Origin of the sequence: Bradyrhizobium sp. BTAi1, assembly GCF_000015165.1 — a bacterium.
GTDB classification, from domain to species: domain Bacteria; phylum Pseudomonadota; class Alphaproteobacteria; order Rhizobiales; family Xanthobacteraceae; genus Bradyrhizobium; species Bradyrhizobium denitrificans.
This window is the reverse complement of sequence record NC_009485.1, coordinates 5,404,134-5,419,062: the sequence shown is the minus strand read 5'-3', so window position 1 is coordinate 5,419,062 and position 14,929 is coordinate 5,404,134. Positions and strand designations below refer to the sequence as shown.

The following is a 14,929-nucleotide window of genomic DNA, read 5'->3' as shown; positions in this document are numbered from 1 at the left end:
GTCGCGATTGTGGGAGGCATCGCCCGATGCAGGGCGCCGCGCCCGGCGAGCGCCATCGGTTCGCCATGACCATTCAACGAACGAAGCCCGCCATATTTAACGCGCGTTAACTATGCTTGAATGCTTCGGCCGGAACATGGGCCCGAAAGCAGGGGAAAGGGACGCTTGGCGTCCCTGATCGAGATGGCTGCATCCGAGATGGATCAGGCGACCTGGGCGGGCCGGTCAGGCAGTTCCGTCGTGGCGTCCGTGTCATGGCCGGTCGCGACCGCCGTCGTGATCGCGGACATGATCGGCGTCGGCGTCTTCACCAGCCTCGGCTTTCAGGTCAAGGACATCCCCTCCGGATTTGCCATTCTGGTGCTGTGGGCCGTCGGCGGCCTCGTCTCCCTGTGCGGTGCGCTATCGTACGCCGAGCTTGGCACCATGTTTCCGCGGTCGAGCGGCGAGTACAATTTCCTAACGCGGGCGTTCCACCCGGCGGTCGGCTTCATGGCCGGCTGGGTGTCGGCGACCGTCGGCTTCGCAGCGCCGGTCGCGCTCGCGGCGATGGCCTTCGGCGAATATGGCCGCGCGGTGCTGCCGGGCGTGTCCCCGCTCATGCTCGCGGTCGGCGCGGTGTGGCTCGTGACAGCCGTGCAGCTCGGCGGCATCCGCCGGTCCGGCCATTTCCAGCTGCTGTCCACGGTGCTGAAGCTCGGCCTGATCGTGGCCTTCCTGATCGCGGGCTACGTCATCACGGTCCCGCAACCGGTCTCGTTCCGGCCTGCGGCGGCCGATATCGGCCATGTCACCAGTGCCGCGTTCGCGACCGGCCTGGTATTCGTGATGTATGCCTTCTCGGGCTGGAATGCGGCCACCTACATCATCGGTGAGCTGCACGCGCCGGAGCGGACCTTGCCACGCGCGCTGCTGGTCGGCACGGCGGTCGTGCTGGTGCTCTATATGGCGCTGAACGCGGTGTTCCTCCGCGCTGTTCCGATGCAGGATCTCGCCGGCCAGCTTCAGGTGGCCAGCATCGCCGGCGCTCACATCTTCGGCGAGACGGGTGGGAGGTTCGTGGCCGCGATGATCTGCGTCGGGCTCATTCCCTCGATCGCCGCGATGATGTGGATCGGTCCGCGCGTGCTGATGACCATGGGCGAGGACGTTCCGGCGTTGGCGGTCTTTGCGCGCCGCTCGCGCGACGGGGCGCCGACTTACGCGGTCCTGTTTCAGCTCGCCGTGGCCACCTTGATGCTGTTCACCGAGAGCTTCGAGGCGGTTCTCGATCTCGTCCAGTTCTCGCTGTTGTGCTGTTCGTTCCTGACGGTGCTCGGCCTGATCACATTGCGCGTCACCAAGCCCGATCTCGCGCGCCCGTACCGGGCCTGGGGCTATCCGATCACGCCGTTGGTCTTCCTCGGCGTCACCGGCTTCATGATCTACTACCTGGTCACAGCGCGGCCCTGGCAGGCGGGGCTCGGCGCACTGGCCATGGTCTCGGGACTGCTGATCTATTGGTTCGCTCACGCGCGACCGGGCCGGGCCGCCGCCGCAGCCGTGTCGGGATCGGAGTGAGCATGGGCGTGCTGACGAAAGCCTGGCTGGTCCTCGCCTGTCTGCTCGTCTCGATGAGCGGTCCGGTGCGGGCGCAGAACGTCACGGCCGACGACACCGCGCGCGTGCTGGCGGGGATGGCGCCGTCAGCGGGATCGCCGCTGGCCGCCGTGACGGAGGACCCGGCGTGGCGGCGCCATGCGGCCTTCCTCAACAATGCCTTCAACCTGCTCGAACAGCGGCAATTGTCGCGAATCCGGAGCTGGGCCGATCTCAATCTCGCGGCACCGCGCCCGGCCATGTTCTATTTCTTCTCAGGCCCGGATTTTCTCTACGCCGACGCCTTCCATTCGAAGGCCACGACCTATGTGATGGCCGCGCTCGAACCGACGGGTCCGGTACCGGACCTCACGAGATTGCCGCCCGGCAGCATCGGACCCGCGCTGTCCTATGTCGAGCGCTCCTTGCAGTCGATCCTGAGCTTCTCCTTCTTCATTACGAAGAACATGAAATCGGATCTGCGCGACGGCGAGATCGAGGGGACGCTGCCGATCCTCTACGTGTTCCTGGCGCGCACCGGCAAGACCATCCGAAGTGCGAGCCTGATCTGGCTGGATGAGAGCGGTGGATTGCATGCCGGCAACGAGCCGGCGACACGCAACGCGACCAGGGGCGCCCGCATCAAATTCGCCGGCGCCGATGGCGTCGAGAAGACACTCGATTACTTCTCCACCGACCTGTCGGACTCCGGAGTGAAAGCGAGCGGCTTTCTCAAGTTCTGCGAGCCGCTGGCGCCAGCCAACAGCCTGCTGAAGAGCGCCTCCTATCTGCTGCACGAGCGCAGCTTCTCGCAGGTCCGCAGCTGGCTGCTGAAGAACAGTGCCACGATCATCCAGGATGATTCCGGCATTCCGCTTGCGAGCTATGATCCGAGGGCCTGGCGGTTCTTTCCGTTCGGCCGCTATCTCGGGCCGATCGACAAGTTTCCCGACAAATATCAACCGGGCTATGCCGCGCTGTTCGAGCACGCGCCGCCTTTGGATTTCGGGATCGGTTATCGCTGGCGGACCCGGGAATCGAACCTGTTGCTGTCGGTCAGAACGCCGTCGAGCGACACGACGATCTCGGCCGAGGCGACCGGCCCCGCGGACACGAGCTATCAGCCGCCGCGTGCGCGCCGCGCGCCGCGTCCGCCGGAGTTCATTCCCATGTATCCGCCGCCGCCGCGCCGCGACGATTTCATGTTCTGGCCGCGCTGGTGAGGGCGCGTCGCCTCCTCACGCACGCCTCACCAATGGACGCTCTGACTCGGAACGATGTAGGATGTCGTGGTCGGGGGCAGGGTGGTGCTGTCGGCCAGATAGCGCCAGGCGCCGATGATGACGATCACAAGGGCGATGATGCAGAGCATGTCCAGCTGGCGCGGGTCGTGCTCCGTTCCGTCATGGCCCGGGCTCTTGTCGGACCGGCCAAGTCCAGGGCTGATTGTCCAGCGCATCGTTGTTTCCTCCCGACAGGAAGTGTCACATCAATGCAGAACCGAATGGCGGCGTTCCTCTTGGCGGCGCCGCCTCTCATCTCATCGCCATCATCATAGCGCGATTTTTTGCCCAACTGACTTGCTGCAGATCAAGCAACGCGGAGGCCGCCTGCTGCGATGCACATCAGGTCGGCCCGTTGACTCCGCGCCAGCGCGCATAGCGCCAGGGCAGGTACCAGCGGGCGCGGGGAGGGATTTCGGCCGGGATGTTGTCGATGCCGGAGGTGCCGAACGGCTGGCAGCGCAACAGACGGGCGAGCGTCATCCAGCCGCCGGCCCATAGTCCGTACGCTTCGATGGCCTGATCGGCATAGACCGAACAGGTCGGCAGATGCCGGCAGTTGTAGCCGACCAGCGGCGACAGGCTGTGGCGATACAGCCAGATCAGCCCGCGCGCGGCGCGTCGCGGGAGTCGGGCCAGCAAGGCCGGAGACGGTTGCAGCGGATGGCCGTCGGGATGAGAACATGAGGGCTTCATGAGCGCCGTGCCGGATCGATGAGCGAACGTTTGATCGGTTCCCGGGCAAGGAACCTCAGCTCGCGCGCTTTTGTGGTGACGTGATGCAACAATGACAGGTTTTCAGCGGCGCTGCAGCACACCGCAGCTGGACGGTCGGGGATTGCCCGGATACGTTTCTCGACAAGGATGTGACAGACTAATAACGGATTTGAGGCCAGTCTGTCAGGTCTTGCCGCGAAGGAAACGATGAACTGCGTACCGAGCTTTGCGAGGGGGGCGGATTGGGCGTGAAATTGCTGCGGTCGCGTGAAATGCGCTGGATGCTTCTCGGTGTCGCTGCGCTTGGGACGGTGCTCGGTGGGGCGATTACCGTCATGTCCAACTCGGCGCGCGCCGGGGGCGCGCTCGAAGAGCGCAAGCTGCCGATGCGGTTCGAGTGGGTGGCCTGTGAGCCCAATTGCGGCTGGGTCAGCGCGGTCGGCATCGTCACCGGTGACACGCCCAAGGATTTCGAGGAATTTGCCAGGGAGCGTGATTTGAGCGGGGCGAGCCTCGTGCTCGATTCCAGCGGCGGTTCGGTCAACGACGCCATCACTCTGGGACGGCGGTTCCGCGCTCTGAAGCTGCGTACCACGGTCGGCACGACGTTGCGGCCGAGCCGGACCAATGACCGGCCGCGGGTGGCATCGGAAGCCTATTGCGAGTCGATGTGCGTGTTCCTGCTGCTGGCCGGCACCACGCGCTACGTCCCCGACGCGGCTCATGTGCGCGTCCACCAGATCTGGATGGGCGACCGTGCCGACGACGCCAAGGCCGCGAGCTACACGGCGCAGGACCTCATGATCGTCGAACGCGACATCGGCCGTCTCGCCAAATACACGTTCGACATGGGCGGGGCGGGGGATCTGCTGTCGCTGGCGCTGAACGTGCCGCCGTGGGAGGATCTCCATGAGCTGTCGCGCGCCGAGCTGCGGCTGACCAATCTCGTCACCACCGACATGATTGCCGACGTGCTGCCGTCCAAGGGGACGGTGCCGGTGGCCGAACTCGCGCCGAAAGCACCCGAGAAGGCCAAGGACAAGCAGCAGGACCGTTTCCCGGTGGCGACCGATCGCGACAAGGCACAGCTGTCGCGCACGGCGGAAGCCTTGCCGCCAGCCACGGTCGCGGCGACCCCGCAACAATAAGCGGGCCCCTCAGGCTCTTTCGATCCGTCGTACAGACAGAAGCGAGGGCCGGGGCTGTCGTGCCCCCAGGACTTGAGAAGAAACGGTCCGCCGTTGCGCTTTCGTGAACTGCGCCAGGGCTCCATCCAATGGGCATGAGCGACGTGTCACATTTGTCCTTGCCCGCGGCGTTTGCCGTCGTCATGGTCGCCGGCTTCGCGGGTCTGGGCATGCCGGCAGCATTCGCGGCTTGCGATGCTACGTTGCGCGGAGAGCTGCTTCCGGACCCCGGATCACAGTTTCGAGGCTTTCGAATCCGGCCGACAAAACTGCTGTTCTTCTCGCTTGATGAAATCCGGGAAGATCGCGGCGACAGGGGCGCCGTGACCTTTCAGTCGTTCAGGGTCACGAAAGCCAGGACAAGATTCCCGATTCCCTTCGAATTGACGATCCATTCGTCAAAAGATTGCCCGCAGGAGCTGAGATTGAGTGTCGCCGGCTCCGACCGCGACGGTCTTCATTACGAGTACCCGTTGTCGGGTTCGAAGCAGATTCGGTTGGAAAAGCAGGAATTTGAGAGGGTGATCGTCCACTGGCCGAGCTTCTGAGCGCCAGGTCGCGCTCGGCTGGGCTGGATGCGGCCTCAGCCCTGGGCTGTCGCCGCCGCCGTGCTCTGCGTCCTGTCCTGGGCCTTGTCCCCGGCCTTGGCTTCGATCTGGTTGATGGCATCCACGACCGCGTCGAACGTCAGCAGGGTCGAGGCGTGGCGCGCCTTATAGTCCCGCACCGGCTCGAGCAGGGCGATATCGGCCCATTTGCCTTCCGGGGGGGCGCCATTCTCCTTGAGCATCCGGCGGACGGTCTCGCGCAATTCGCGCAGCTCGGCCGCGTTGGAACCGACCACGTGGCGGGCCATGATCGAGGAGGAGGCCTGGCCCAAGGCACAGGCCTTCACGTCATGGGCGAAGTCGGTCACCACCGGGCCGTCCATCTTGAGGTCGACCTTGACGGTCGAACCGCACAGCTTGGAATGGGCGGTTGCGGTCGCATCGGGGTGGTCGAGCCGCCCGAGCCGCGGAATATTGCCGGCAAGTTCGATGATCCGCTTATTGTAGATGTCGTTCAGCATGTGCCTGACGTCCCCGGAATTACCGGCGGTCGGCCTTGGCGGCCGGGTTTCATCGCCCTATATTGCGATTATATGGAAACGATTGGCAGGAATTCCAGCCACATCCACAGGCGTCCGGCGCGACAAGCGCCAAGCCTGCGGGTCACACCTCTGCAGGTGACGCCCTCAAGGTGACGCTCTGCCGGTGACACTCCGGTCGGATCTCCGGCCGGTCGAACGGAGATGAGATGGACACTTTGATCAAGACACTGCGCGCGAACAAGCCGGAGACCAAGCCGTCCGAGGCCAACGCCCGAGCTGCGGAGCTCGACCCGGCCGAGTTCCTGGCCGCCGCTGTGCGGGCTGATCGTCCCCGGCCGTCGCGCGCCGAGGCCGAGGCCGCGGTCTATACCCTGCTCAATTATATCGGCGAGGATCCGACCCGCGAGGGCCTGGTCGATACGCCGCGCCGCGTCGTCGAAGCCTATGACGAACTGTACCAGGGCTATCATCAATGCCCGGCCGAGGTGCTCGACCGCACCTTCGGCGAAACCGCTGGCTATGATGATTTCGTGCTGATTCGCGACATTGAGTTCACGTCGCAATGCGAGCATCACATGATGCCCTTCTACGGCAAGGCGCATATCGCCTATACGCCCGTCGAGCGGGTGGTGGGCCTGTCCAAGCTGGCGCGGCTGACCGATATCTTCGCCCGCCGCCTGCAGACGCAGGAGCATCTCACGGCGCAGATCGCGGCGGCCATCGACGAGGTGCTGAAGCCGCGCGGCGTTGCCGTCATGATCGAGGCCGAGCACACCTGCATGTCGGTGCGTGGCGTTGCCAAGCATGGCGCGGTGACCTTCACCAGCCGCTTCACCGGCATGTTCCGCGATAATCCGGCCGAGCAGAGCCGTTTCCTGTCGATGGTGCGCTCGCCGCAACGGTGAGCTGCGCCCGGATTTCAAGCGAGAGTTCCCTTGTCTTCATCCTCAGCCGAGCGCGAGGAGGGCGTGGCCTTCCTGCCGAAATTCGACGCGGGCGGCCTCGTCACCTGCGTCACCACCGATGCTGCCACCGGCGACGTGCTGATGGTCGCCCATATGAACGACGAGGCGCTGCGCCGCACGGTCGCGACCGGCGAGGCCTGGTATTTCAGCCGCTCCCGCAACGCCTTGTGGCGGAAGGGCGAGAGTTCGGGCCAGACCCAGCGCGTGATCGAGATGCGGACGGATTGCGACCAGGACGCGGTCTGGCTGCGTGTCGAGCAGACTGGGGCTGCCTGCCACACCGGGCGTCGCTCCTGCTTCTATCGCCGGGTCGAGCGTACCGAGGCGGATGGCGGGGCCCGTCTCGTCTTCGTCGATGCCGACAGGCTGTTCGATCCCGATGCGGTCTATCGCAAGTAGGTCAGAGACCTGCCTGCGCTGGCGCACGGCTCGTCCATTGGCCTGATCCGGCCGCCGGGTTAACCGAGCATTAACCATAACGGCCGCATTTTGCCTGATGTTTCCGGCGCGTTCGTCTGCCAAACAGCGGGTCATCTCATGTCGGTCGACGCCTCCAACTCATCGCCCACCGGAATTCTCGATGGCGTCCGCGCCCGGGTTGCCGGCGCGATCAAGCAGGCGGCCGACAGCGTCGGCGCCAGCTTCGAATATCTGCTGTCGACCGCCAAGATGGAGTCGGATTTCAATCCGACCGCAGGGGCATCAACGTCTTCGGCGCGCGGGCTCTACCAGTTCATCGACCAGACCTGGCTCGGCACCGTCAAGGAAGCCGGCCCTGATCTCGGCTATGGCCAATATGCCGACGCGATCACCAAGACCTCGTCCGGCGACTACACGGTCAGTGATCCGGCGATGCGACAGGCGATCATGAAGCTGCGCGACGATCCGCAGGCGTCGTCGGCGATGGCGGCCGCGCTGACGCAATCCAACAGCTTCCAGCTGACGGCCAAGATCGGCCGGCGGCCGACCGATGCCGAACTCTATATGGCGCATTTCATGGGGGTCGGCGGGGCGGCGAAGCTGATCACCAGCGCTCAGGAGACGCCCAACGCGTCCGCGGCCCAACTCTTTCCCAGCGCCGCTGCGGCGAACCGGTCCATCTTCTACGATCGCGACGGCCAGGCGCGCAGCGTCGGCCAGGTCTATTCGGTCCTGAACGCGCGCTATGCCGGTGCGGCCAACTCCTCGACAACCCGCGGCGCGTTGGCGCTCTATGGCGGCGGGACGTCCGCCAATGCGGCGGGCGGTGGGGCGCTGCCGACCACGGACACCGCGACCTTCCTGTCGATGTTTCCGGACGCGCGGGGGTCCGGTGCGGCCGTCACCGCCGATGCATCGCGCGCGAGCCGGCCGGCGGATCCGACATTCCGTTCGCTGTTCCAGGTCGACGGCCAGTCGAACCAAGCGGTCTCCGCGACCGTGCGCGAATTGTGGGGCCGCTCGTCGGGGTCCACCGCGGCCAATGCCGCGGGCGAGGGCAGCAATGGTAGTGCCAGCGCGTCGCGCCGGCTCGATCTGTTCAGCGATCCCAGCGGGACTTTCTCGGGCGAAGGCTAGCGGCTTGGTTGGCCCGCGCGAGAGCCAAAGCAATCTCGTTCCGGTCCGCACTGGATCGCCGGGTGGGGATGTCCTGGTCCTGGCGGGACGATCGTTGTTTGGCTGATTGACGGCGCATCCTCCTGGTTCCGGGCGCGGCGAGGGAGTTGGCCGAACGCCGTGCGGCGGCAGGCCCACTTGACCAACAGATGCTTTTTTTGCCGCTCGGTTTGCGCCCTGCGCCGCCGCTTGCAGCCGCATTTTCCCCGTCCAATTACGGCAAAACGGTGCATTGAGCGGTATCATAAGGCAGAAATTGTGCCCGGTCTTAACAAAACATCAACAAAACCAGTCACTTATGGTGAACGCTTTGTTAAGCGTCGTGGTTTATTTTCGGTGCTGTTGAGGCCCTCGTGGCCTTGTTTTGCAAGTTGCGTAAGCCGGAAAGACCATGATCGTTCGGCAGTTTCTCAGTTGGGTCAGAACCGCGCCCGCCGGTGAGCGGGCAGAGGCCACCCGGGCTCTGGCCCGTGCGTGGTTGCTGTCGGATCTCTCTGATGAGGATCGGGGCGCCGCCGAGGGCGCGCTCTTGATGCTCCTCGACGATCCGTCGCCGCTGGTGCGCCAGGCCATGGCGGAAGTGTTCGCCCGCTCGGCGGATGCACCGGCCGCCATCGTTCAGGCGCTCGCCACCGACCAGCCGTCCGTCGCGGTCATCATCCTCGAACATTCGCCGCTGTTGATCGATGCCGACCTCGTCGACATCGTCGCGACCGGCAATTCTGAAACCCAATGCGCGGTGGCGCGGCGCATCGGCCTGCCGGCGCCGGTCTGTGCCGCCATCGCCGAAGTCGGCAGCGCGGCGGCCGCGCTCGAGCTGATCGAGAACGCCTATGCTGAACTGCCGCCGTTCTCCTGGGACCGCATCGTCGAGCGCCACGGCCATCTCGCCGCGATCCGCGAAGCCATGCTGGTGCTGGACGATTTGCCCGCCGCGACCCGTGCGGCGCTGGTCGACAAGCTCTCCGAGACTCTGGCGCAGTTCGTGGTCGCCCGGAACTGGCTCAGCGCCGACCGGGCAGGGCGCATCACCAGCGAGGCGCGCGACCGCTCGACGATCACGATTGCCGCGCGGTCGGGCGGCGAGGAGCTGCGTGGCCTCGTCCAGCATCTGCGGGCGACGGCGCAACTGACCGCCGGCCTCATCCTGCGCGCGCTGCTGTCGGGCAATGTCGAATTGTTCGAGACCGCGCTGTCGGAGCTCGCCGACATGCCGCGCGCGCGGGTGTCGTCGCTGCTCAACGATCGCGGCCGCGCCAGTTTGCAGGGGCTGTTGCGCAAGGCCGGGATTCCCGACACCACCTTCGAGGCCTTCGCCATCGCGCTGGATGTCTGCCGCGAGAATGGGTTTGCCGATACGTTGAGCGGCGCGGCCATCCTGCGCCGCAAGATGGTCGAACGCGTGCTGACGCATTGCGCGACCGACCGCGACGCGGCCGAGCCGCTTCTGATCCTGCTGCGCCGCTTCGCCACCGAATCCGCCCGCGACGAGGCCCGCGAATTCTGCGACGAGGTGATCGCGGAGGATTTCGTCGCCGGACTGGAGTTCGGCCTGATCGCGGCCTGAGGCGTGGCTCCATGCCGTAGATGGGGTAACGGGCCGACCACCCGAGCGGCACGCTCACTCCGGCGCTATTTGGGAGCGCGTTCGCGTGCCGCTCGGGTGGTCGGCCCGTTACCCCATCTACGCAGTCTGCCCATCATCATTGCGAGCGCTGCAATCCAGAAATCTTCCGTGGCGATGCGCCGATGCGCTGCCCGTCAGCCTAGGGCAGATCGCTCGGCACCAGGCTCGGGGCCAGAATCGCTTCCAGATGCTCCGGGCGGTTGCGATTCACCTGGATCAGGTAATCGTCGGCGACGCGGCGGAGCCGCCGGCTCAACTCGGCGGCGACGGTGGGGCTGTGATATCTGGTGTGGTCATGCACGATCGCCTGGACGGCGTTGACGTGATGCTCGAACAGTTCGGCGGGGACCTTGTCGAGGTCGGGCGCATGCTCGATGATCCGGCACAGGCTGTCGGCGACTTCGGCGGCGGCGGGATAACCGAAGGTCGCGGCATCGCCCTTGATGTCGTGGGCGGCGCGGAACATCTCCTCGCAGGCGTCGTCGTCAAAGCCGGTCTTGAGCACGGCCGCGTAGGCTTTCGTCAGGCGCTCGGCCTCGGTGTCCATCCATGACTTGAACTCGCCGGACAATCCGGCGAGCGCGGCTTCGGCGCGTGCGACGGGATCATCGAGATCCTTTTCCTCCGCGCGGCTCAGCACCTTCTTCAGCGGATTGGGCTGGGTGATCACATGATGCGTAGGATAGCTCTTGACCTGGATCGCCGGGGCTTTGTCTTTCGCCATCTCGATGTCCTGCATATGCCGACCAGCGCACTGTGAGTGCCGTGAACATTAGCCGAGGATGCGGGCGCGCTGGTCCGCGATCCCCGGACGCCGTTAACAGAGGCTCACTGCCGCGGCTTCAAACTGCGGAGCGCGCTTTATCCAGAAGTGATGGCTGCTGGAAGATCTCCGCCTCGCCGCCGACGCGGCGCTCGGGGCCGATATAGGCAGTGTTGGTGTTGCGGCGCCGGTCCGGTCCAAAATAGGTCTTGGTCTTGATGAAGGGCCGGGGATTGGCGACCACGTTGAGAATGCGCTGGTAGAGGCCCTTGGCCGAGATCGGCTTGGCCAGAAACTCGGTCACGCCGGCATCGCGCGCCACCGTCACGCGGCGCTTCTCCGAATGCCCTGTCAGCATGATGATCGGGGCATAAGGATTGCCCTTGGCTTCCGGCTGGCGAATCATCTGTGCCAGTTCCAGGCCGTCGAAGATCGGCATCGCCCAATCGGTGATCACAATATCGGGCGAGAAATGGGTGTACATTTCGAGCGCGGTGGCGCCGTCCTCGGCTTCATTGACCTCGCGGGCGCCGAACGAGTGCAACAGCGTGCGCAGGATACGGCGCATATGCGGGTTGTCGTCGCAGACGAGGAAGCGCAGCTTGTTGAAGTCGATGCGATACATTTGGCCGGCCTGAAGGCATCACCGGTGACGGTGGTCAACGCGCATTAACCATACGGAGTGCCGGGTTAACAAAGCGTTGCGGCCCGGGCTGTTTCGGGCGCGCCGGGACGACGTGCGCCGTGCTCGTCAGTGTCTTGCGACTCTCTCCCGTCATTGCGAGCGCAGCGAAGCAATCCAGAGTCGTGGGCGGGACTCTGAATTGCTTCGCTGCGCTCGCAATGACGCGTGGAGGGATTTCGGCTCGAACGAGACGCCGGCCCGGATCTCGCGATTGCCCGCGTCCTGCCGGCTCCGGCCGTCGCCCATCCGTGCCAGGGATATGACGGGTCTGCCGCTAATACCCGAACTGCTCGCTCAGGATGCGTTCTTCGAGGCTGTGACCGGCGTCGAACAGCATGCGCATCGAGATCGTCTTGTCGGAGAGCACCTCGACGCGCAGGACGTTGCGGACCTCGTCATGGTCGGCCACCGCCGCCACCGGGCGCTTGTCGCCTTCGAGCACCTCGATGATCACATAGGCGGTGTTCGGGAGTAGGGCGCCGCGCCAGCGCCGCGGCCGGAAGGCGCTGATCGGGGTCAGCGCCAGCAGTGCTGCATTGATCGGCAGGATCGGACCCTGCACCGAGAGATTATAGGCGGTGGAGCCCGCGGGGGTCGCCACCAGCACGCCATCGGCGATCAGCTCCGGCATGCGTTCGCGCTCGTCGATCAGAATGCGCAGCCGCGCGGTCTGCGCGGTCTGGCGGAACAGATAGACCTCGTTGATGGCGTGGTGAATGTGAACCACGCCGCTGGCGTCGGTGGCCCGCATCAAAAGCGGGTGGATCACCGATTCCTGCGCCGCCGCCAGCCGCCCATGCAGGTCGTGCGTGCTGAATTCGTTCATCAGGAAGCCGACCGTGCCGCGATGCATGCCGTAGATCGGCTTCCCAGAGCGCATATGGTCGTGCAGCGTCTGCAGCATCAGGCCGTCGCCCCCAAGCGCGACCACCACCTCGGCGAGATCCGGATCGGCATTGCCATAAAGGGCGGTGAGCTGCGCCAGCGCGGCCTGGGCCTCGGCACTCGGGCTCGCGACGAAGGCGATCCGCTCATATCGCTTGGGCGTGGTCATGCGTCGCAGGGCTCGCTGGTCGGTTGCCGGTAAGGCGCCGTGTCGTCTAGCCGACCTTGGCGGTCCTTGTCCATCGGGAGCGGTAGGGCGGCAATGCGGCGGCGGAACGTCGGCGTGGCCGAATGACGACGCCGACGCAAGCGCGTTGAGCGCCGGCTGGCACTCATTTCGGCCAAGAGCATGTCATCGGCCTGTCATTTCGTAAGCCTGTCATTTCAAAAAACTCTCATTTCTCCTGCAGCGCGCGCACTGGGTCCCAGGCGGCGGGGCCGGCCTGACAGGCGGCGGTGACGCGGGCGGCAAACAGCGCGCTGGGCGTGTCGACCGCTGCGGCAGCAGCAAAGCACTCCCCAGCCTGCGCAAGCTCTCCGGCGCGCCAATGTGCAAGACCGGCGGCGTAGCCGTCGAGCAGGCGGCGGTCCTGAGGCGTCAGCGCGTCGGCGCGGCCATGCAGCTCGTAGATGCTCAGCGACTGCTCACGTCCTTTGACGCGGATCGTGTCGAGCTCGCGCCAGGCGAATTCGTCGCCCGCGAGCTTTACGGTGCTGTCGGAGGCGATGATCGTGGTGCCGTAGAACTTGTTGGCGCCTTCGAGCCGCGAGGCCACGTTCACGGCATCGCTCATGACCGAATAGTTGAAACGCCGTTGCGAGCCGAAATTGCCGACCAGCGCGGCGCCGCTGTTGATGCCGATGCGCTGCGCCACCTTGATGCCCTGGAACGCCGTCGATGTGCGGTTCAGCTCGGCGAGCCTGGCCCGGCAGTCGAGCGCGGCCCGCGCGGCGCTTCGCGCATGGTCGGGGTCATCGAGCGGCGCACCGAACATCGCGACCACGGAGTCGCCGATGTATTTGTCGACATAGCCGTCATGGCTTTCGATCACGTCCGTGATCGCCGACAGATATTCGTTGGTCAACGCCATCAGCTGTTCCGGCGACATCTGCTCGGCGATGCGTGAGAAGCCCTCAATGTCCGAAAAGAACACGGTGACCTCGCGGGTCTCCCCGCCGAGCTGCGGCAGGCGGCGCGAGGCCAGCATGCGCTCGATCTCGCGCGGCGCCAGATAATACGCGAAGCTCTTCTGCAGCAGCCTGCGGTCCTTGTCGGTGACCATGAAGCGATAGCCGGTGGTGGCCGCCAGCGCGAGCACGCCGGCTGCGAGCGGCTCCGCAAGCGGCAGCGCATAAGCGTGATTGAAGAGGGCGGTGGCCAGCGCGGTGTAGAGGACGGCCAGCAACGCCAGGATCGCGGCGGCAGAGGCCGGCCGCAGCACGCGGGCGAGCGCTGCGGCCAACAGCGCCAGCGCGGTGGCGATCGCGACCACCGCCGGCCGCTTCAGCTCGATCGCGGCATCCTGCCGCACCAAATTGTTCACCGCGGTCGCGTGGATGTAGACGCCGGCAATCGTGCTGCGCGCGAAGCTCTGCGGCACCGCGCGCTCGCCCAGCACGCAGCGGGGCCGCCGCGCTCCTTCCGCCCGGGTCGCGAACCGCTTGGAGGTCAGCCGGCGATCCTCGATGCCGACGGTGCCGATCAGGACGACCTTGCCGGCAAACTCGCGGCGGAAATAGTCCTTGTCACCGTTCAGCGCGCAGCTCCGCAAATCGGCGAAGGAATAGGTCGGGATATCCTGCGCGCCACCGGCGAAATTCAGCGTCATGGTGCCCGCCACGCTGCCCGGGACCGTGTAGTCGCCGAGCGTCACGCCATCGGGCGCAATGCGCGGCGCGAGCCCGAGGCTGCGCGCCGCCAATTCCAGCGCCATGCTCGGCACAGCCTTGCCTTCGGCCGACAGCGTCAGCGGGTGCCGGCGGACGACATCGTCGCTGTCGGTGTAGGTGTTGAGCGGTCGCAGATTTTGCTGCTGGCGCACCGCGATGCGCTGGCCGGGAGCGGGCAGGATCGGCGGCTCGCCGAAGATCTCACCGAGCACGACCTTGCCGCCGCCGGCGGCAGCCGCCAGCGCGCGCAGGAAATCGCGGTCGAAGCCGCGGGTCTTCTCGCCGAGCGTGGCGTCTCCGAGCGGAATTTCGGACTGCTCGATCGAGGTCTGGAACACCATGTCGAAGCCGACCACCTTGGCGCCGCCGTCGAGCAGCGCGGTCAGGACGCGGCCGATTTCGCCGGTCCAGGTCAGCAGCGGGGCGCCCTTGAACGGGGCCGCCTGGTAGCTCTCCTCGTCGATGGCGACCACCACCGCCGGACTTGTTGCGGCGTCATGCCGGTTGCCGAAGGCCTCGAAGCGCAGCCATGTCAGCGCATCCAGCGACAGGCCGCGGGCGCGCTCGAACGCCGGCGACGCAAACAACGCCGCGCAGGCCAGCGCGATGGCGATCACGGCGAGCGCGTCGCGCGTCCGGCGTCCGATCGCCACCGCCACCTGC

At 65.9% G+C, this 14,929-nt stretch carries 15 protein-coding genes; 8 read left to right on the top strand and 7 right to left on the bottom strand.

The genetic code is table 11. From position 1 onward, the window contains the following. Window positions 1-183: 183 nt before the first annotated feature. Window positions 184-1,560: an APC family permease gene (locus tag BBTA_RS24295; RefSeq protein WP_012045150.1), complete on the top strand. Its 1,377-nt coding sequence runs from the start codon at window positions 184-186 to the stop codon at window positions 1,558-1,560. Window positions 1,561-1,562: 2 nt separating this feature from the next. Then, entirely contained in the window at window positions 1,563-2,801 is a 1,239-nt protein-coding gene (locus BBTA_RS24290) for a hypothetical protein (RefSeq protein ID WP_012045149.1), read from the top strand. A 26-nt stretch (window positions 2,802-2,827) separates the two neighbouring features. Here BBTA_RS24290 and BBTA_RS24285 read toward each other — a convergent pair whose 3' ends face one another. Then, a complete protein-coding gene (locus BBTA_RS24285; protein ID WP_012045148.1) occupies window positions 2,828-3,037 on the bottom strand; it encodes a hypothetical protein in 210 nt (69 codons plus the stop codon). Window positions 3,038-3,203: 166 nt separating this feature from the next. After that, window positions 3,204-3,557 (bottom strand): membrane protein insertion efficiency factor YidD, encoded by a 354-nt coding sequence (gene yidD, locus BBTA_RS24280; protein ID WP_041750862.1) that lies wholly within the window; start codon window positions 3,555-3,557, stop codon window positions 3,204-3,206. Window positions 3,558-3,820: 263 nt separating this feature from the next. Between yidD and BBTA_RS24275 the strand changes: the two genes are divergently transcribed. After that, window positions 3,821-4,726, top strand: a complete 906-nt coding sequence (locus BBTA_RS24275) for a hypothetical protein (RefSeq protein ID WP_012045146.1) — start codon at window positions 3,821-3,823, stop codon at window positions 4,724-4,726. Between the two features lie 128 nt (window positions 4,727-4,854). Next, the gene (locus BBTA_RS24270; RefSeq protein ID WP_012045145.1) at window positions 4,855-5,313 is read left to right on the top strand and encodes a hypothetical protein; all 459 of its coding nucleotides are present in this window, start codon (window positions 4,855-4,857) and stop codon (window positions 5,311-5,313) included. A gap of 35 nt (window positions 5,314-5,348) precedes the next feature. On the opposite strand, the gene BBTA_RS24265 is transcribed toward BBTA_RS24270, so the two are convergent. Beyond that, the gene (locus BBTA_RS24265; RefSeq protein ID WP_012045144.1) at window positions 5,349-5,834 is read right to left on the bottom strand and encodes an iron-sulfur cluster assembly scaffold protein; all 486 of its coding nucleotides are present in this window, start codon (window positions 5,832-5,834) and stop codon (window positions 5,349-5,351) included. A gap of 227 nt (window positions 5,835-6,061) precedes the next feature. Between BBTA_RS24265 and folE the strand changes: the two genes are divergently transcribed. The 4 genes from folE to BBTA_RS24245 all read left to right on the top strand — a co-directional run bounded on the left by folE (window position 6,062) and on the right by BBTA_RS24245 (window position 9,983). Next, a complete protein-coding gene (gene folE, locus BBTA_RS24260; RefSeq protein ID WP_012045143.1) occupies window positions 6,062-6,760 on the top strand; it encodes a GTP cyclohydrolase I FolE in 699 nt (232 codons plus the stop codon). 30 nt (window positions 6,761-6,790) lie between these two features. Next, complete coding sequence (gene hisI / locus BBTA_RS24255) at window positions 6,791-7,219, top strand: phosphoribosyl-AMP cyclohydrolase (protein ID WP_041750861.1); 429 nt, start codon at window positions 6,791-6,793, stop codon at window positions 7,217-7,219. Between the two features lie 138 nt (window positions 7,220-7,357). Further along, a complete protein-coding gene (locus BBTA_RS24250) occupies window positions 7,358-8,377 on the top strand; it encodes a lytic transglycosylase domain-containing protein (RefSeq protein ID WP_012045141.1) in 1,020 nt (339 codons plus the stop codon). 430 nt (window positions 8,378-8,807) lie between these two features. Next, window positions 8,808-9,983 (top strand): DUF2336 domain-containing protein, encoded by a 1,176-nt coding sequence (locus tag BBTA_RS24245; RefSeq protein WP_012045140.1) that lies wholly within the window; start codon window positions 8,808-8,810, stop codon window positions 9,981-9,983. Between the two features lie 199 nt (window positions 9,984-10,182). On the opposite strand, the gene BBTA_RS24240 is transcribed toward BBTA_RS24245, so the two are convergent. The 4 genes from BBTA_RS24240 to BBTA_RS24225 all read right to left on the bottom strand — a co-directional run bounded on the left by BBTA_RS24240 (window position 10,183) and on the right by BBTA_RS24225 (window position 14,925). Next, on the bottom strand, window positions 10,183-10,767 hold the full coding sequence (locus tag BBTA_RS24240; protein WP_012045139.1) for an Hpt domain-containing protein: 585 nt from the start codon (window positions 10,765-10,767) through the stop codon (window positions 10,183-10,185). Between the two features lie 118 nt (window positions 10,768-10,885). Next, entirely contained in the window at window positions 10,886-11,431 is a 546-nt protein-coding gene (locus BBTA_RS24235) for a response regulator (RefSeq protein ID WP_006612921.1), read from the bottom strand. 334 nt (window positions 11,432-11,765) lie between these two features. After that, on the bottom strand, window positions 11,766-12,545 hold the full coding sequence (locus BBTA_RS24230) for an NAD kinase (protein WP_012045138.1): 780 nt from the start codon (window positions 12,543-12,545) through the stop codon (window positions 11,766-11,768). A 226-nt stretch (window positions 12,546-12,771) separates the two neighbouring features. After that, a complete protein-coding gene (locus BBTA_RS24225; RefSeq protein WP_012045137.1) occupies window positions 12,772-14,925 on the bottom strand; it encodes an adenylate/guanylate cyclase domain-containing protein in 2,154 nt (717 codons plus the stop codon). Window positions 14,926-14,929: the final 4 nt, after the last annotated feature.